We start from the raw sequence: 17264 nt of genomic DNA, 5'->3' as shown, positions 1-17264 counted from the left end.
CCTGCAGGGGAATGCGGGTTGGAAACCGGAGGGGCTTCCCGTTATCATGGAAACTGGACAGTTTCCGCTGGGCCGTCAAGGTGATATTGCATTGCAACAAAATGATGAAATGCAACAGGATGTCACATTGGAGCGGCAGCCCTGTGCGGAGGCCGCCGCCCGTGCGCGCATCTTCTCAGCGGCGGAAGCCGCCTTCGGCGCCGATGGCTTTCATGTCGCCACCATGGACGACATCGCCCGCCGGGCCGGCTGCTCCAAGAAGACCATATACAAGTTCTTCAGTTCGAAAGAGGATCTTTTCTTCGGCCTGCTCGAACGGAGCAAGGAGGTCGTCCGCCGGGTCCGGATCGACCGGTCCAAGGAGCCCGAGGCGGCCCTGGTCGAGTTCCTGGAGGAGATCGGCCGCATCATCCTGAGCAGCGGCTCGATCTCCCGACGGCGGATGATCATGGCCGAATACACCCATAGCCCGGCCCTTCTGGCGGCGGCCGAGCGGCGCGGCGAGGGCACGGCGCGTCTGGCGCTGGAGGCCTATCTGAGCGAGCTGGAGCGAACTGGCCGCCATGAGATCGGCGAGCCGGGGGAAGCGGCGCAGATGCTGATGGGCATGGCGCTGGGCGCCTTCCACCATCAGCTGCTGCTGGGTGTCACATCGGCCTTGCCGCCGGAGGTGGTGCGGAACCGCATCGCCAAGGCCGTCCGCATCTACCTGCTCGGCACGGCGCGGGGCTGAGGCGCCGGGATCCCTCCCCGGCGCCGCGTCCCATATTCCGCGGTCAGATCGGGCAGACGCCGCTGGCGCATTGCAGATGCGCCCAGTCCACCGCCTCCTGCATGGTGCCGTCGTGGATGCCCTCGACGATGGCGGCGAATTTGCCGGCGGAGACCTCCTCCTCCGGCAGGTATTCGTAGCCCAGCTCGGAATCCGGCCGGCTCGGCAGCACGGAGCAGCAGCGCACCTGCGGCTGCTCCTCCCGCATGATGGCGCGGAAGGCGTCCAGGTCCACGCTGTCGGTATAGACCTTGAGCGTATAGCTGACCTGGTTGCCCTGGCTCTCGCCGATCCAGTGCCGTTCCAGCAGGCGCAGCCAGGCATATTGCTCGGCCGGCGTGGCCTCCGGCGCCGTCACCAGCTTCGGGCCGAGGCCCAGGCGCAGCGCCAGGGGCACGGTGGGGAAGCCGACGATGCTCATGCCCGGGAAGCTCCGCAGCGTGCGGACGGGATAGCCACGCGCCTCGTATTCCGCCAGCAGCGGGTCGGAATCCGCCAGCCACCGGCCGGTCTGCTCGTCTTTGGTGCCCTTGAACTGCACCCAGCGCAGATACTGCCGCCGCGCGGGCAGATGCGCGCCTTCCGTCAGGCCGAAGAGCTTGCTGGTGGTGCCGGCGGGCTTCACCGTCGTCACCGTCACCGGGCGCGCCATGCCGAGGCTGGCGGAATAGGCATCCGCCTCATCCTTCGCCGCGGTCGAGAGCCGCTCCAGCGCCGCCCAGAACTCCGCCGACTTCTCCTGGTCCAGCAGGTCGTGGAAGCCCAGGCCGAAGCGCATCCAGGCCCATTCATGCAGCCCGGTCGGGCCGATACCGATGCGATTGGTGCGGGCGACCTCCTCGCCATAGAGCGCGTCCATCCGGTTCGCGCGGATCAGGAAGCGCACGCCCAGGCGCACGCTGTCCTCCACCCGCGCGTCCCACAGCGCCGCCACCTCATCGGCCACGGCGCCGGGGGTGACGCTCTCCAGCTCCACCGGGCAGGCCAGCAGCGGCGCGAAATCCGCGATCACGCAATAGCCGCCCGTCACGTGCAGCGTGATCTCGCCGCAGGGATTGGTCGTCACCGGGAAGCGCGCGGCGGAGGCTCGGCGCGAGGCCTCGGCCAGCAGCCCCGCCGCATGATCCACCTGATAGCGCGCGCTGCGGAAGTCGCGGCCGTCGTCATGCACGGCCTTCTGCCAGGCGGTGCCGGTACGGTGGTCCTCCAGCCGGTCACCGTTGATGAAGCCGGGCTCGCCATTGATATAGGCGCAGCGCGTCACCTCGGCGAAGACCGCCTTCGCATGAGCCGTCAGCGCCTCGGCGTCGGATTCCGGCGCGCGCACCCGCGTCCAGAACTCGGCATCCACCATGACGGAATTGTTCGCCGTCCAGAGCCCGCCCTCGGACTTGGCGCGGATGAAGCGCATCACGCCCGGGTCGCGCCAGGACTTGGTGGCCATGCGCGCCGCGCGGCGCGCCCCGCCCACCTGCACCTCGACGGAGAGGTAATGGTCCACCAGCAGCGCCTGTTCCCAGGGCTGCATCGCCTCGCCCGCCATGTCGCGCTCCCGCGCCGGGCGCAGCACGTGGCGGCGGATGTTCAGCAGGCCGCGCAGCAGCGAGACCGGGCCGGAGGAAGGCCGCCCCTGCATGCCCTTGATCGGGCTGCCGGAGGGACGGACAGCCGAGAGGTCGAGCACCAGCACCGCCCCGCGCTCCCGCGCGAAGGCCATGGATTCCAGCCGCTCCACCGCCTTGGCCCAGCCTTCCCGGCTGTCATCCACGCGATGCATCACGGCCCCGGCCGGCGCGGCGGCGAGGTCCGCCAGCAGCTCCGTCGCCAGGAAGTCGCGCACCCCGGCCTCGGCCGCCGCGTCGAAGCCCGCCTCGTCGGTGCCCCAGGGCAGGATGCCCATCTCGATCCCGAAGCGGCGCAGCCCGTCCCGGCCGCGCGGGTAGTCGGCATGCGCGGGGTCGAGATGGAGCATCAGCTCCGGCGCCTGCCCCCAGTCCACCAGGCACAGCTCGTCGTCATAGGCCCGGCCGACGCCGGAGCCGTTCAGCAGCAGGTAGAACTCGGCGAAGGAGGCGATGGCCGTCGCGCAATTGGTGAAGACCTCCATGTTCCGCCGCGCCTGCCCGGCATCGCCGTGCTGCAAATGGCGGCCGGAGGTCAGCAGGGCGCCGGTCGCGATGGCGTTGCGGAGCTGCGCCTGCTCCCGCGCGTCGCGCACCGGGGCCAGGCTCATATTGCCCGCCGCAACCCGGTCGGCCACGCGGCCGAAATCATCCTGGTCCTCCGGCCGGAAGACGGTCCGGCGCCCGACGGCGATACCCATGCCGGCATCCAGCGCCCGCCCCTGCTCAGGCGCGCTGCCGAAGCTCGCTCCGGGCGCGGATTGCGGCCCGGACTGCGCCGTGAGGGAATCGGGGAAGGGCGTAAAGCCGTCCATGCAGCAAGCTCCAGTCAGAAATCGGTAGTCGTGGAAACGGCCGGGCACACCGGGAACGCCCCTGTCGAGGTGCCCTGGGGCACTCCATGAACATACCATATCTGGTGGAGGTTTACCCTGTAACCCGCGAAATATAGTGTCCTGCCGGTGGAAACAGACATGCCTCAGCTCGCTGAGCCGCCGAATTCAGGCGCTTGGAACGCGGAGTTCGGACGTCAGATTCAACTGCCATAAACGCAGTCGTGACGGCCGGCGCGCCGCCGACTCCAGGCACCGGCGGCGGCGTGCCGATTCCGCGACCGGCGGGCGAATCCATGGCCCCGCCGCGCCAGGGACGCGCGGCGGATTCGCCTGCCCCGGGGCGTGGCCGGGCCGCGTTACGGGAGAATGGCGTCGCCGCCCAGGGGGCGATTCAGGCGTCCGGACCGGGACCGCCGGCCGGCCGCAGCGCCGCCTGATCCTTGCGGGCCGGCGCGCCGAAGCGCGCTTCCTCGGCCTTGAAGAAATACTGGCTGGCCACCAGCCATCCCTTCAGCGGGCGCAGGGGCGGGATACAGGTCAGCAGCATGAAGGGCAGCGAGGTGACGAGGTGGACCCAGTAGGGCGACTCGAACCTCGCCTCGATCCAGAGCGCGAGGATGACGCTGGGGACGCAGGCGAAGCAGATGACGAAGAAGGCCGGGCCATCCGCCGGGTCCGCATAGGAGTAATCCAGCCCGCAGACCTCGCAATGGGTCCGCAGCTTCAGGAAGCCGCTGAACAGGTGCCCCTCGCCACAGCGCGGGCAGCGGCCGCGTATCCCGGTCCGGAGGGGCGGGAGGGGGGGCCATTCCTGTTCGGACGACATCGCGTGCTCCTCGCGGAGGGACGGGCGGCCTTGCCCGGCGCCCTCGGTGCATCGGCGGGATGTATGCGTTCAGCCTGACGGCTGCGTCAATATGATTGCAGGCAATCTTCCGCCCTGGTCATACAATCAGCGACGACATGGCCGGAGGCTCGGCCAGCAGATCCGCCAGCTCACCCAGCCCCGCGCGCAACGCGCCATGCCCGTCCGGCGCGCCGAGCGCGAGGCGCAGGGCCTCAGGCGGCGCCGAGACCGCGAAGGTCTCGCTGCCGACCGCGCCGATCCCGGCGGGGCCGAGGCGCGCCATCAGTTCCCCGCGGGTCCATTCCTCCGGCAGCCGCAGCCAGAGATGGAAGGCGGAGGGATCGGCCGCCACCAGCCCGGCCGGCAGGAGTTCCATCGCGATGGCATGGCGCGCGGCGGTTTCCGCGCGGATGCCCGCCAGGATGGCGGCGGCCGTGCCATTGCCGATCCAGCGCGTGGCAAGGGCGGCGGTCAGGGGCGGCGCCATGCCCATCGTGGCGCGCATGGCCCCCATCAGGCGCGGCACCTGCCGGGCCTCCGGCACCGCCAGATAGGCGATGCGGAGCGAGGGCGAGACGCATTTGGCCAGCCCGGCGATGTGGTGGACGATCTCGGGCCCCAGCGCGGCCAGGGGTGGCGGCGCCTGGAGCGGCAGGGCGCCATAGGCGTCGTCCTCGATGATCGGCACGCCGTGCCGCCGGGCGATGGCGACCAGCGCCTCCCGCCGCTCCGGCGGCAGGGTGGCGGTGGTGGGGTTGTGCAGGGTCGGGATGCAGTAGAGCGCCCTGGGCCGCTGGCGCTGGCAGGCTTCCTCGAAAGCGTCGGGCAGCAGGCCGTGGCGGTCCATGGCCAGACCCGCGACCCGCAGCCGCAGATGCGCCGCCAGGCTGCGGAAGCCCGGATAGGTCAGGGCCTCGCAGCACACCAGGTCACCGGGCTCGCAGAGCAGGCTGAGCAGCGCCAGCAGCGCCCCCTGCGCGCCGGTGCAGACCAGCACCCGCTCCGGCGGCACCGCCAGCCGGCCGGCCAGCCAGGCCACGCCGGCCTCGCGGTCGATCCCGCTGCCGCCGGCCTGCTGGTAGCGGAGCAGCAGCTCCATATCCATGACGGCGCCGAAGGCGGCGAAGTCGCGGCGGATACGATCCCGCAGCTCCCGGCCTGCCGGCAGGGGCGGCAGGTTCATGCGGAGATCGGCCATCCGCGCCCCGGTGCGCGGCTCCGGCGCCGGCCGGGCGCGGACGAAGGTGCCCTGCCCCACGCGCCCTTCCACCAGGCCGCGGCGGGCGGCCTCGGCATAGGCACGGGTGACGGTGGTGAAATCGATCCCCAGCCGCGCGGCCAGGACGCGCTGCGGCGGCAGGCGGGTTCCGGGGGCGACCCGGCCGGCCCGGAGGTCGCGTTCCAGCGCCTCGGCGATGGCGCGGTAGAGCGGGCCGGTGGCGCGGTCGATCACGGGCACCCAGGCCAGTTCCTGATCGGCGCGCGCCATGCCCTGTCCCCGATCCATGCAATCGGGCCATTCTAGCCCGGTGGATGCATACATTGGAAGGGCCTGCCCCGGCCATGCCGGGAGCCTGTCACCCGATGGCGGGGTGGCGGAAGAAGGCGAGATTCGCGCGGAGGGCGGCACCGGCCGCGCGCAGGACCCGCGCCTCGTCAGGCGCCTGCTCCTCGATACGCCCAGCCGCCATGTCCAGCGCGGCGGGCACCCTCTCGGGGCGGCTGGAAATCTCCTCGACGCGGCGGAGGGCCGTGTCGATCGCGCGGCCCAGCCCGGGCGAGAGCGGCGCGCGGGCGCGTATCTCCTGCATCCGCAACACCGCCGATCCCACGGCCAGCACCGCCAGCGCGCCGTCGTCGGGCGCGAAGCTCCGCACCCCGGATTTCTCCGACCAGCGCACCAGCCGCAGCAGGCGGTGGTTCAGCCGCGCCCGCCAGACGGCCTTCCGCCGGGCGGCATCCGGGCTGGCCGCCATGCTCTGCAACTCACCGATCATGGCCTTCATCAGCATGGCCATGCGCCGGCCCGCATCGGCGGGCAGGATGACGCGGAAGGCGACCAGCGCGATCAGCGGCCCGGCCAGGACGGCGAGCACCAGCGAGACGGATTGGGGGAAGGTGCCGCCCAGCGGATAGCTGGGCTGCGAGAGCAGCAGCAGGGCCATGAAGTAGTCCGTCGCGCCGAACATCATCCGCCGGTGGGCCAGCGGCAGCACGCCCAGCAGCAGGAAGGGCATCAGCATGAGCACCAGCTCCAGCCCGGAGCCGGCCATCGGCCAGACCAGCCAGCGGCAGGCCAGGGCGGCGACGCCGCCGCAGACCTGGCCGACCAGCACCTGGCGCATGATCCAGGCCGGATTTTCCCAGGTCGAGAAGAGAGTCGCCATGACCGAGGTGCCGAGCAGCAGGTATGGCCCCGCCGACCACCCGGTCACGACCCAGATGGCGCCCAGCAGCAGCATGACGCTGGTGGCGCGGATGCTGGCATGGGTCGCGCCCACCCAGTCCCGGTGCAGGGCGGGCGGATGGCGGAGATCCGCCGGGCCGGCCTCCCGGCCCGCCATGCCGAAGCGTTCCCGCAGCGCGAATTCGATACGGAGGATGGCCTCGCGCAACGCGGGCTGGCCGGCGGCCAGCGCCTCCGCCCGCTCCAGCGCGGCGATCACCTCGGTCGCGGGGGCCGAGGCCTCCAGCTTGCTGGCCGCGGCCTCGAGTGCGCCGGCCACCTCGGGCGAGGGCGGGATATCCCCCGCGCCGCGGAGCCAGAGCAGCGCCGAGACCTGCGCCGAGATCAGCGCACGCAGCGTCCGCGCCGATTTCCGCAGGCGGAGGGAACCCGCGCCATGCGGGTCCAGCGCCTCGTCGATCAGCGCCATCTCGCGCAGCAGCGCGTGCTGTTCCTCCCGCAGCCTGTCGCCGTCGCCGCGCATCCGGCCGGCGAGGTGGCGGAGCATGGTGGCGGTCAGCCGCCGCGCCTGGTCGGGAACCGGGTCCTTCTGCCGTGGCGTGAAAAGCAGGCCGACCAGCAGCGCGACGAGGACGCCGGTCATGACCGTCAGCAGGCGGTCCGCGCCGAGCGCCCAGAGCTGGCCGGGATGGGCCGTGTCGAGCATCGCGACCATGGTGGCGGAATAGCCGGCGAGCAGGGTGCCGTAGGCGACCAGGCCCCGCAGCACATTGCCGAGCCAGGCGCAGGCCCCGAGCCAGACGGAGAGGCCGGCGACCAGCCAGACCGGCTCGCCCCCCGAGAGGAACACGATCAGCACGCCCACGGCCGTGCCGAGGAGCGTGCCCGCCGCGCGGAAGAAGCTCTTCTCGACCAGCATGTTGCGCGCGGGCTGGGAGGCCGCGAAGACCGTCATGGCCGACCACTGCGGATGCTCCAGCCCGATCATCCAGGCGAGGAGCAGGGCCAGACAGGCGGCCAGCACCACGCGCAGGCAGAAGCCCAGGCGCTGCCGGTCGATGGCGTGCCAGGACAGCCAGTGCGCCGGGTTCATGGCGCCCCCTGGATCATCCGCAGCCTGGTCGCGACGCGGCCGAGGGCGGCGGTCAGCAGGTCCATCTCCGCATCGCTCAGATCAGCCAGCATCTCCGCCTCCGCGCCCCGCAGGACACGGCGGATGTCCCGCACGGCCCCCCGCCCCGCATCGGTCAGGAAGATCAGCCGCGCCCTGCGGTCGGCCGCATCCACCCGCCGCTCGATGAAGCCCTTATGGGCCAGGATATCCAGCAGCCGCACCAGGCTGGAACCGTCGGTGCCGAGCAGGGCGGCCAGTTCCTTCTGGGTGATGCCGTCCCCCAGTTCCTGAAGATGGACCAGCGGGGCCCAGGTGGCGTCGCTCAGCCCCGCCGCCTCCAGGCAGTGCTCCAGCCTGCGCCGCCATTGCCGCGCGAGCACGGAGAACTGGAAGCCGAAGCTTTCCCGGGAGGGGCAGGGAGGACGGGCGGTCATGGGTGCCCCCTGCGCCGGATTAAATTGCATTGCAATTCAAATTTTTTATGCCGGAGAAGATCGCGGGCGGCCGGCCCTTTCCGAAACCCTCTAGACTGAATCCCGCCGCGGAACCGGAATCGGAGGGAAGGACCGGGATGAAAGTACTCCTGACGCATACGCCGCACATGCGCGAGCGGTATTACGGTCCCCGCGCCCTGGCCGCGCTCCAGGCGATGGCCGAGGTGATCCTGCACGAGCAAGAGGAGGCGCTGGCGCCCGAGGGGCTCGTCGCGGCGGCGCGGGATGCGGATGTCATCATCGCCGACCGCCTGACCACAGGCCCGGCGGAGATCTTCACCCGCCTCCCCCGCCTCAGCGCATTCCTCCGCTGCGCCGTTGATATCCGCAACATCGACACGGCGGCGGCAGGCCGCGCCGGCGTGCTGGTGACACATGCGGCACCGGGCTTCGTGGCCTCGGTCACGGAGCTGGCCCTCGGCTTCCTGGTCGATCTCTCGCGCGGCATCTCCCGCGCCACCCGGGACTACTGGGACGGGCGAGTGCCGGAGGCGCGGATGGGGCGGCAGCTCTCCGGCAGCAGCATCGGCATCATCGGCTATGGCGCGATCGGCCGGAACCTCGCCGCCGTCGCCGCCGGGCTGGGCATGGAGGTGCTGGTCAGCGACCCCCATGTCGCCGCCGATGCGCCGCATATCCGGCAGGTCGGCTTCGGGACGCTGATGGCCAGCGCCGATTACGTCGTCTGCCTCGCCGTCGCGACCGAGGCCACCGAGAAGCTGATCGATGCCGCCGCGCTGGCGCGGATGAAGCCGGATGCGTTCTTCATCAACCTCTCCCGCGGCAATCTGGTGGACGAGGCCGCCCTGGCGCGGGCGCTGACGGAAGGGCGGATCGCCGGTGCCGCCATGGATGTCGGGTGCGCCGCGGACCAGATGCCCTCGCCCGGTCTGGCGCGCCTGCCGAATGTCATCGCCACGCCGCATATCGGCGGCCTGACGCCGCCGGCCGTCGAGGCCCAGGCCTTCGACACCGTCGGGCAGCTGCGCGCCATCCTGGCGGGCGAGGTCCCGCCCGGCGCCGTCAACGCGGAAAGCTGGTCGCGCCGCCCTACCCCGCCCGCGCTTCCGTCACGATGAGGTCCATGGCGACGTCATGCGGCTGCGGGTGGATGGTGGCGATCCGCACCAGTTCGAAGCCGATGCCGATCGTCCGGGGCCTGTCCGGCATTGAAGCCAGGGTGCGGTCGTAATAGCCGCCGCCATAACCCAGGCGGAAGCGCCGCGCGTCGAAGCCAACCAGCGGCACCAGCAGCAGGTCGGGCGTCACCGGCTCACCCTCCGCCGGGACCGGGATGTTCCAGACGCCATGCGTCATCGGCGCGCCGGGCCACCACGCCCGGAAGATCATGGGACGGGCCTTCCCGACCACCACCGGCAGCGCCAGCCGCCCGCCGCCGGCATGCAGCGCCCGCGCCAGGGGACGCGGGTCGTATTCGCCCTTGAAGGGCCAGTAGAAGCCGACCAGCCGGCCGGGGCTGGATGCCAGGATCTGGTGCAGGGCGCCCGTGATCGCCTCGCTCCCCGCGGCCCGCGTCGCGGCCGGCAGGGCCAGCCGCCGCTCGATCAGCGCGGTCCGCTTGGCCTTGCGCCAGAGCCGGACCTCCTCCCATTCCCGCGCGGGGTCGGCCTGGGCCGCGGGCGCCTCGCGAGGCGCCAGGAAGGATGGGTCCAGCTCATGCAGCATGCAGGCCGGCGAGCTGTATTCCGCGCTCCCGGCCGCCTCCTCCGGGGGCGCGTTGCCCTGCTCCGATCCTGTCCCGCCGGCCTTGCCCGCCATCGCGCCGCCTCCTGCTGCCCGGAGTTCCTGCCTCATCTTAAGGCCATCGGCCTGCCTCCGGTGCCGGAGACTGGCTGCCCCCGCCGGATCGTGGCGTCGCATTCCGCTTGCCGGAATGCCGCCACGGCATCGCTGCGCCCGGCGTACCGGCGGCGTAGGAAGGGCGGAACCCGGCCGTCACCGGGAGGGAGAGGTCCGAGATGCCGATAACCCGTCGCCAGGCGCTGGCCGCCAGCGGTCTTGCGCTGGCCGCCCGGCCCGCCGCGGCCGAATCCTTTCCCAGCCGCGCCATCCGCGTGATCGTGCCCTATGCCGCCGGGGGCACGGACCAGTATATCCGTTCCCTCCAGCAGAGCTTCGCCCAGGCGCTCGGCCAGCCGGTCCTGATCGATTCCGTGGTCGGCGGCGGCGGCGGGATCGGCGCCAACCGCGTCCGCACCAGCGCCCCGGACGGCTATACCCTGCTCTTCGCCGGCACCGCCGCGCTGACCATCGTGCCGCGTGTGCAGAACCTCAGCTATACGACGGCGGATTTCGCGCCGGTCTGCAACCTCGTCTCCATCCCGATCATGCTGGCGGCGAAGCGCGGCTCGCGCTTCGGCAGCATGGCCGAGATGCTGGCCGAGGCGCGCGCGAAGCCGGAGAGCATCACCTTCGGCACCCCGGGCATCGGCAGCTCGCCGCACCTGGCGGGCGAGGCGACGGCGCGGGCGGCGGGGGTGAAGCTGCTGCATGTGCCCTATCCCGGCATCGCCCCGGCCATGACGGCGCTGCTGGCCGGCGATATCGACCTGGTCTTCGGCGCGCCCGGCATCATCATGCCCGCTGTCGAGGCGCATGGCATCCTGCCGCTGGCCCAGACGGGCGGAAGGCGCATCGCCTCCCTGCCCGACCTCGTCACGCTGCGCGAGGTGGGCCTGGACGTGGATCTCGCGACGCGCTTCGGCTTCCTCGCGCCGCGCGAGACCCCGGTGCCGATCCTGGAGCACCTGGGCAGCGTCTTCCTGCGCGCCGCCGCCTCCCCCGAATACGCCGAGGCCATGCAACGCTCCTACAACGAGGTCCTGCTGATGGACCGCGCGCAATTCGCCCAGGCCCTGGCCGAGGAGGACCAGTTGCAGGCGCGGCTGATCCAGGAACTCGGCATCCGGTCGCAGTAACGAGGGAGGACCGTCCATGCCCATCATCTCGGCCGAGCTGCGCCCCTGCACCCAGCGGCAGGCGGATGCGAACTGGAGCTTCGCCCGCGCCACGGTACCGGAACTCCGGGGCTGGGTGCTGGTGCTGACCGACGAGGACGGCGTCACCGGCCTCGGCTATGCCCATGCCATCCCCGCCATCACGACCCATGGCGCGGGGGCGGAGGCGGCGCTGCATTTCCTGCGCCCGCTGCTGCTGGGGCGGGACCCGGCGGATCTCGCCGCCATCCTCGATCTGGTCGAGACGGCCCTGGCGGGCAACCGCTCCGTCAAGGCGGCGATCGACATGGCGCTGCACGACCTGCTGGCGCGCCGGTCGGGCCTGCCGCTCTCGGCGCTGATGGGCGGGCGGTTCCGCGACCGCATCCCGCAGTCCCGCATCCTGCCGATCAAGCAGCCGGCGGAGATGGCCGCGGCGGCGGCGGGGCTGGTGGCGAAAGGCTACCGGACGCTGAAGCTGAAACTCTCCGGCGAGGCGGAACTGGATGCGCGCCGCGTGGCGGAAGTGCGCGCGGCCGCCGGCGAGCGGACGACGCTGACCCTGGACCCGAACCAGTCCTACAGCGCCAAGGGCTTCATCGCGGCCTGGCGGCAGCTGGAGCGGCATGACATCGCCCTGGTCGAGCAGCCCGTGCCGGCGGCGGACTGGGCGGGGCTCGCGCTCGTCACGCGCAGCCTGCCCGTGCCGATCGAGGCCGATGAGACGGTGGAGAGCGTGGCCGATGCCCTGCGGGTGGTGGAGGGCCGCGTCGCGGATGTCGTCAACCTCAAGCTGACCAAGCTCGGCGGCGTGCGGAACTTCGTCACGGCGGCACGGCTGCTGGAGGCCGGGCAGATCACCGCGCGCATGGGCGCGGCCTTCGGTCCCGCCCTGTTGCAGGCGGCCTCCGCCCATGCCGCCGCCTCGCTGCGCCAGCTTCCCTTCGCCTGCGAGCTGTCGGAACACGACCACATCCTCGACGACCCCTTCACGCCGCTGCCGATCCAGGATGGCGTGATCGAGGTGCCGCCGGGGCCAGGCTGCGGCGTGGCCTACGCCTGAGGCCGGGGCCGCGCGGCAGCCGGAAGGCCGGGGTTTCCCCTCCCCGGCCTAACGCCCGCCCAGCGCATCGAAGAGCACGGCGCTGTCCTCCAGCCGGTCCAGCCGCAGGATCTGCTCGGCCGCGCGCTCCGCGACATCCGGCCGCAGGACGTCCCGCACATTGGCCTGGAACTTCGCCACCACATCCTCGCGCGTCAGCGGGTTGCGGCGGGTGCCGCGCATGTCGTCGATGCGGTGCTCCACCTTGCGCCCGTCGCGCAGGCGCAGCCGCACCGTGCCGCCGGAACGCAGCGCATCCGTCGCCGGATCGTCCCGATACTCCACCTTGTCGGCGATGGCGTTGATCACGGGGTCGCGCAGGCTCTCCTCAGCATAGGCGTCCTTGTCCATGCGGCCGCGCACCAGTGCCTCGGCCACCGTGTGCTGCAGGCTGATCCGCCCGTGCCAGGTGGTGGAGGGGCGGCGCTTGTCCTCCACCGGCTCGCACATGGTGGCGAAGGATCGCCTGCCGATCAGGCAGGTCACGCCCTCGATCTGCTCCGGCCGGATGTCGTGACGCGCCCGCAGGGCCAGCGCGGCCTCGATATGCGGCATCATGGTGAAGGCGCAGGGATAGAGCTTGGAGGCGACGTTCAACACCTCCCAGGTCTCGCCCAGGCCGTCGAGCAGCGCGCCGAAGCGCAGGTCGTCGCGGCCCTGGACATGGCTGCGGAACCAGCCGAAGCGGCCCTCGAAGACCGGCGCGGGACCGGAGATCCCCTGCTCCGCCAGGGCCACGGCGCGCAGAGCGCCGGTCGCGGCGAAGCCGACATGCATCATCTTGGTGGAACTGCCATCCTCGAAGGAGGCATTGAGCCCGGCGGAGAGGCTGCCCGCCGCGCCGATGGCATCCGCGATCACCGGCGCCGCCAGCCCGCGCAGCCTGCCCAGCGCATAGGCCCCGCCGAAGACGCCGAAGACGGCCGTGGGATGGAAGCCCAGCGTATGCAGCCGCACCGGCGTGATCTGGCCGAGACGGCAGGTCAGCTCGCTGCCCGCCAGCGCCGCTTCCAGCAGCAGGCGGCCCGGCAGGCGCCGGCGCTGCGCTTCCGGGAAGGCCACGGCGACCACGGGCGCGTTCGGGTGGATGAAGCTCTCGATATGCGTGTCGTCATATTCCAGCACGGCCGACATCACGCCGTTCACGAAGCTGGCCGCCATGGGCGAGACCGGCGTGGCATCGCCCAGGATGGCCGCGCCGCCGCCGGGGTCCGCCGCCACGGCCGCGCGCGTCGCGGCGGCCACCAGCGGCAGCGGCTTCGCCGCCAGCATGACGCCGATGAGGTCGAGGATGCGGAGGCGCATGCTCTCCACCACCTCCGGCGGCACGACGTCCAGCGTCAGGCCGGCGGCCCAGCGGGCGGCCGCCGCGTTGAGGCCATCGGACCTCATTCCGCGCGGATTCCGGTGCCGCGGATGATCTCCCCGAACTGGCGGTAATCCTCCGCGAGGTCGGTGTTGAACTGCGCGGGGCCACGGAAGCTGGGCACGGCGTTGAGGCGTTCGAGGCCCGCGAGGAAGGTGGGGTCCTTCTGCATCGCCTCGATATGCCCGGCGAGGGTGTCGATGAGTTCCGCCGGCATACCCGGCGGACCCAGCACCGCCTGCCAGCCGGAGGTGCGGACCTTGGGATATCCCTGTTCCGCGAGCGTCGGAAGCTCGGGCAGTTGCGGCAGCCGGCGGTCGGCGACGGAAGCGAGGGCGCGCAGCTTGCCCTGCAGCACGTATTGGATGACCGCCGTGTCGATCATGAAGTCGATATCGCCGGAGAGCAGCGCCTGCACGCCGGGCGCCGAACCCCGGAAGGGCACATGCACCGCCTGGACCCCGGCCTCCCGCAGGAACATCTCCGTCATCACATGCAGGCTCGACCCGATGCCGGCGGAACCGAAATTGAGCTTGCCCGGGTTCTGCTTCCCAAAGGCCACCAGCTCGGCCAGGGTGGTGGCCGGCAGGTTGTTGCGGACGGCCAGCACGCGCTGGGATTCGCTGACATTGGCGATGGGGCTGAAGCCCTTCAGCGGATCGAAGCCGACATCGGTGAGATGCGGCTGGATGGCGAAGATGGCATTTCCCGCCAGCAGCAGCGTATAGCCGTCCGGCGCCGCGCGGCTGACCGCGCGGGCGGCGATGACCCCCCCCGCGCCGGCCTGATTCTCCACCACCACCGTGCCGCCGATGCGGGCACCAAGCCCCTCCGCGACCAGCCGTCCCACCAGGTCGCCCGTGCCGCCGGGCGGATAGGCGACGATCAGGCGCAAGGGCCTGTCGGGCCAGGCGGCCCGCGCCGGCCCCGCCAAGCCGAGCGGCAGCAGTCCGGCGGCAAACAGCACCTGCCTGCGGCTGGGAGGACGGGACCCGACCATCGTCATTCTTCCCTATCGATCCTGGATCAGCCCTGATTGGCGCCGATGCCCGCGAGCTGCGCGGCATTGGTGCCGACCATCTTGCGGATATCATCCTCGCTATAGCCGAGCGAGAGGCAGAGGCCGATGATCTGCCGGAAGCCCTCGACCGGCAATGGCGCGTTGGTCTGGCCGAGATCGGAGCCGAAGAAGGTGCGATCCACCCCGGCCGCCTCGATCAGCGCCTTCAGGAAGTCCTCGTCATAGACCTTCATGCGGTTGGGGATGAACATGCAGATCGAATGCTCGATCCATGCGCCCATGCTCACCAGCTCCTTCACGTCGGACAGCGTGGCGCCGACGGTGTAGCTGGGGTGGTTGACCAGCAGGCGGGTGACGCCGCGCTTCTTCGCCTCGTCGAAGAGCGGCCAGACCTCGCTGATATGCAGGTGGCCGCAGGAGAGGACGGCATCATGCTCGGCGATGATGTCCAGCACCTGCTTCACATTGTCCAGCAGCTCGCCCCGCGCATCCACCGCCGAGAGCCCGACCTGCTTGAGCATCTTGCTCTTGGTCGGCAACAGCGACTTGCGGTGCCCCTCGCGGATATGATTGGCGGCGGAGACGGTGGGCATCCACACCACCTTCGCACCGCATTTCAGCGCCGGCTCCACGGCGAAGGGATTGATGCCGCCGACGGCGTTGTTCAGCACGATGCTGCCGACGGGCTCCGCCCTGGTGGCCTTGCCGGATTCCTTCAGCACATCCACGAAGGGACCGGTGGGATAGTAGTGGTCCTTGAACAGCACGGCGCGCATCCCGGCCTCGGCCGCCTGTTCCAGCGCCTGCTCATGGTTCACCGCGCGGGCCATGACGGAAGGGCCGCTGTGGCAATGCAGGTCGATCGCACCCTGCATCAGCGACTGCACGAGGGCCGGATCGGCTTCGGTGGTCATTCGGATATGTCCTGTCAGGCTTGGGAAGGAAGGCCACGCAGCTCCGCCAGCGCCTTGGACGCGGCCTGCTTCATGAACCCCTGGTCGGATGAATAGACGAAGGCGCTGGCGCCTATGCCGTGCAGCCAGCTCGCTTCCTGCATGCCGCCGACGAAGACCATGACCGGCTTGCCCGCGCGCTTCGCGGCGGCGGCGATGCGGTCCACGGCCTCGCGGATCGGCGGGGCGTCGTTGGTCGGCGCGCCCATCGCGGCGGTCAGGTCGCCACGGCCGATGAAGAGCGCGTCGATCCCGTCGGTGGCCGCGATGGCATCGATCTCGTCCAGCGCCTCCGGGTCCTCGATCTGCGCGACTACGGTGGTCGCGGCATCGGCGCTGTCCACGTAGTCCCACATCCTGCCGCCGCCATAGCCGGCGGCGCGGACAGAGCCGGAATAGCCGCGCCGTCCACCACGGTAGCGGCAGGCGGCGGCGACCTGGGCGGCCAGCGCGGCGCTGGCGACATGCGGCACCAGCACGCCCGTCGCCCCGCAATCGAGGACGGAGAGCAGGTGATGCGGCGCCGGGCTCGGCACCCGCACCAGCCCGGCGGCGCCGGTGGCCCTGGCCGCGAAGAGCGCCGCATCGGTCGCCTGCCGGTCGAAGGGCGAATGCTCCTCGTCGATCACGACGAAATCGAAGCCCATCGCGCCGAGGATCTCGGTGCTGTGCAGCGTCGGCGTCTTGATGAAGCTGCCGACCAGCACGTCGCGGCGGGCGAGGCGGGCGCGGAAACTGCCGTCAGGTGGCGAGGGTGGCATCACATGGCTCCCTGGAGCGAATGGTGGTTCATCGGGCCTCAACCCAGGTCCAGTGCCTGGAGCCATTGCGCCGTCGCCTTGTCCTCGGCTTCCAGGAAGGCCTGGAACCGGGCGCGGTCCAGCGGCTCCACCTCGTTGAAGCCACGGTGCATGGCCTCGACATAGGCGGGGCCGGCGGCGCCGGTCAGCACGAGCCGGGCGAGGCGGTCGAGAATCGCGGCATCGGTGTGCCGGGGCGCGAAGAAGCCGAAGCGCGTGACCAGCTCGACCGGCAGCCCTGCCTCGCGCAGCGTCGGCAGCTCCGGCAGCGGTGCGATACGGGCGGCGCCGGTCTGCGCCAGCGGGCGCACCCCGCGCTCCATCAGCGGCATGATATTGCCGGGGGCGCCCATCACCAGGTCGATATCCCCCGCCAGCAGCGCGACGGCGGCCGTGGCGATGCCGGAATAGGGCACATGCAGCATCCGGATGCCGGCGGCCTTGGCCATGGCCTCGGCGATCAGATGCGGCGTGCTGCCGGTGCCGGGCGTGCCATAGGTCAGCCCCTCCGGCCTCGCCTTGGCGGCCTTCAGGAAGCTGGCCATATCCGTGAAGGCGGCATCCCGCCGCGCCGCCAGCACGTAGGGGATGGCGATGAGATTGGCGATCGGCGCGAAATCCGCGATGGAATAGCCCAGCTTCTGCAACCTCGGTACCGCGGTCAGCGCGCCCGTGCCGGCGAAGAGCAGCGTATGGCCGTCGGGCGGCGCGGTGCGGACGCGGTTGGCGCCCAGCGCCCCGCCCCCGCCGGGCGCGGATTCGATGACGATGGCCTGCCCCAGGGCCTGCGTCATGCCGTCCTGCAAGGGCCGGATGAACTGGTCGGCGCCGCCGGCGGCATAGGGCACGATCACGCGGATCGGGCGGTCGGGCCAGGACTGCGCCCGCGCCGCGCGCACCATCATGACGGACCCGCCGGCCATCAAGGCGCCACGCCGGGAGATGAGCATGGTCGTATTCCCCGTGGTTCTTT

Annotated in this window: 15 protein-coding genes; 4 read left to right on the top strand and 11 right to left on the bottom strand. The window is 71.3% G+C overall.

Annotated elements, in window-relative coordinates; translation table 11 throughout:
• Nucleotides 1-109: 109 nt before the first annotated feature.
• Nucleotides 110-733 carry a TetR/AcrR family transcriptional regulator gene (locus tag IAI58_RS19810; RefSeq protein WP_207446174.1) on the top strand — a complete coding sequence of 208 codons (624 nt, stop codon included), beginning with the start codon at nt 110-112 and terminating at the stop codon, nt 731-733.
• Between the two features lie 43 nt (nt 734-776).
• Here IAI58_RS19810 and IAI58_RS19805 read toward each other — a convergent pair whose 3' ends face one another.
• The 5 genes from IAI58_RS19805 to IAI58_RS19785 all read right to left on the bottom strand — a co-directional run bounded on the left by IAI58_RS19805 (nt 777) and on the right by IAI58_RS19785 (nt 8032).
• A complete protein-coding gene (locus IAI58_RS19805; RefSeq protein WP_207446173.1) occupies nt 777-3209 on the bottom strand; it encodes a recombinase in 2433 nt (810 codons plus the stop codon).
• A gap of 412 nt (nt 3210-3621) precedes the next feature.
• Nucleotides 3622-4056 (bottom strand): DUF983 domain-containing protein, encoded by a 435-nt coding sequence (locus IAI58_RS19800; protein WP_207446172.1) that lies wholly within the window; start codon nt 4054-4056, stop codon nt 3622-3624.
• Between the two features lie 118 nt (nt 4057-4174).
• A complete protein-coding gene (locus IAI58_RS19795; RefSeq protein ID WP_207446171.1) occupies nt 4175-5566 on the bottom strand; it encodes an aminotransferase-like domain-containing protein in 1392 nt (463 codons plus the stop codon).
• Nucleotides 5567-5654: 88 nt separating this feature from the next.
• Nucleotides 5655-7577, bottom strand: coding sequence for an FUSC family protein (locus IAI58_RS19790; protein WP_207446170.1), 1923 nt, complete (start codon nt 7575-7577; stop codon nt 5655-5657).
• Entirely contained in the window at nt 7574-8032 is a 459-nt protein-coding gene (locus tag IAI58_RS19785) for a MarR family winged helix-turn-helix transcriptional regulator (protein WP_207446165.1), read from the bottom strand. The genes IAI58_RS19790 and IAI58_RS19785 overlap by 4 nt, the downstream gene beginning before the upstream one ends.
• A gap of 137 nt (nt 8033-8169) precedes the next feature.
• Here IAI58_RS19785 and IAI58_RS19780 point away from each other — a divergent pair, with 137 nt between their 5' ends.
• Nucleotides 8170-9171 (top strand): NAD(P)-dependent oxidoreductase, encoded by a 1002-nt coding sequence (locus IAI58_RS19780; RefSeq protein WP_207446156.1) that lies wholly within the window; start codon nt 8170-8172, stop codon nt 9169-9171.
• Here IAI58_RS19780 and IAI58_RS19775 read toward each other — a convergent pair.
• Complete coding sequence (locus IAI58_RS19775) at nt 9143-9871, bottom strand: 5-formyltetrahydrofolate cyclo-ligase (RefSeq protein WP_208776252.1); 729 nt, start codon at nt 9869-9871, stop codon at nt 9143-9145. The two genes, IAI58_RS19780 and IAI58_RS19775, sit on opposite strands and share 29 nt — an antisense overlap.
• 200 nt (nt 9872-10071) lie before the next feature.
• Here IAI58_RS19775 and IAI58_RS19770 point away from each other — a divergent pair, with 200 nt between their 5' ends.
• Both IAI58_RS19770 and IAI58_RS19765 read left to right on the top strand, forming a co-directional pair.
• Nucleotides 10072-11031 carry a tripartite tricarboxylate transporter substrate binding protein gene (locus IAI58_RS19770; protein WP_207446148.1) on the top strand — a complete coding sequence of 320 codons (960 nt, stop codon included), beginning with the start codon at nt 10072-10074 and terminating at the stop codon, nt 11029-11031.
• A 16-nt stretch (nt 11032-11047) separates the two neighbouring features.
• The gene (locus tag IAI58_RS19765) at nt 11048-12112 is read left to right on the top strand and encodes a mandelate racemase/muconate lactonizing enzyme family protein (RefSeq protein ID WP_207446146.1); all 1065 of its coding nucleotides are present in this window, start codon (nt 11048-11050) and stop codon (nt 12110-12112) included.
• A gap of 48 nt (nt 12113-12160) precedes the next feature.
• Here IAI58_RS19765 and IAI58_RS19760 read toward each other — a convergent pair whose 3' ends face one another.
• Genes IAI58_RS19760 through IAI58_RS19740 form a run of 5 tightly spaced genes read right to left on the bottom strand, consistent with a single transcriptional unit; the run spans nt 12161 to nt 17241 of the window.
• The gene (locus IAI58_RS19760; RefSeq protein WP_207446144.1) at nt 12161-13543 is read right to left on the bottom strand and encodes an MmgE/PrpD family protein; all 1383 of its coding nucleotides are present in this window, start codon (nt 13541-13543) and stop codon (nt 12161-12163) included.
• Nucleotides 13540-14523 (bottom strand): Bug family tripartite tricarboxylate transporter substrate binding protein, encoded by a 984-nt coding sequence (locus IAI58_RS19755; protein WP_208776251.1) that lies wholly within the window; start codon nt 14521-14523, stop codon nt 13540-13542. The genes IAI58_RS19760 and IAI58_RS19755 overlap by 4 nt, the downstream gene beginning before the upstream one ends.
• Before the next feature lie 20 nt (nt 14524-14543).
• Complete coding sequence (locus tag IAI58_RS19750; protein WP_207446141.1) at nt 14544-15452, bottom strand: DUF6282 family protein; 909 nt, start codon at nt 15450-15452, stop codon at nt 14544-14546.
• Nucleotides 15453-15466: 14 nt separating this feature from the next.
• Nucleotides 15467-16252, bottom strand: coding sequence for an HpcH/HpaI aldolase family protein (locus IAI58_RS19745; protein ID WP_207446139.1), 786 nt, complete (start codon nt 16250-16252; stop codon nt 15467-15469).
• Between the two features lie 38 nt (nt 16253-16290).
• Nucleotides 16291-17241, bottom strand: coding sequence for a tripartite tricarboxylate transporter substrate binding protein (locus tag IAI58_RS19740; protein WP_207446137.1), 951 nt, complete (start codon nt 17239-17241; stop codon nt 16291-16293).
• Between the last annotated feature and the right edge of the window lie 23 nt (nt 17242-17264).

Origin of the sequence: Roseomonas marmotae, assembly GCF_017654485.1 — a bacterium.
GTDB lineage: Bacteria > Pseudomonadota > Alphaproteobacteria > Acetobacterales > Acetobacteraceae > Pseudoroseomonas > Pseudoroseomonas marmotae.
Note: the sequence above shows the minus strand (reverse complement) of the source record. Positions and strands in the feature narration are given on the sequence as shown.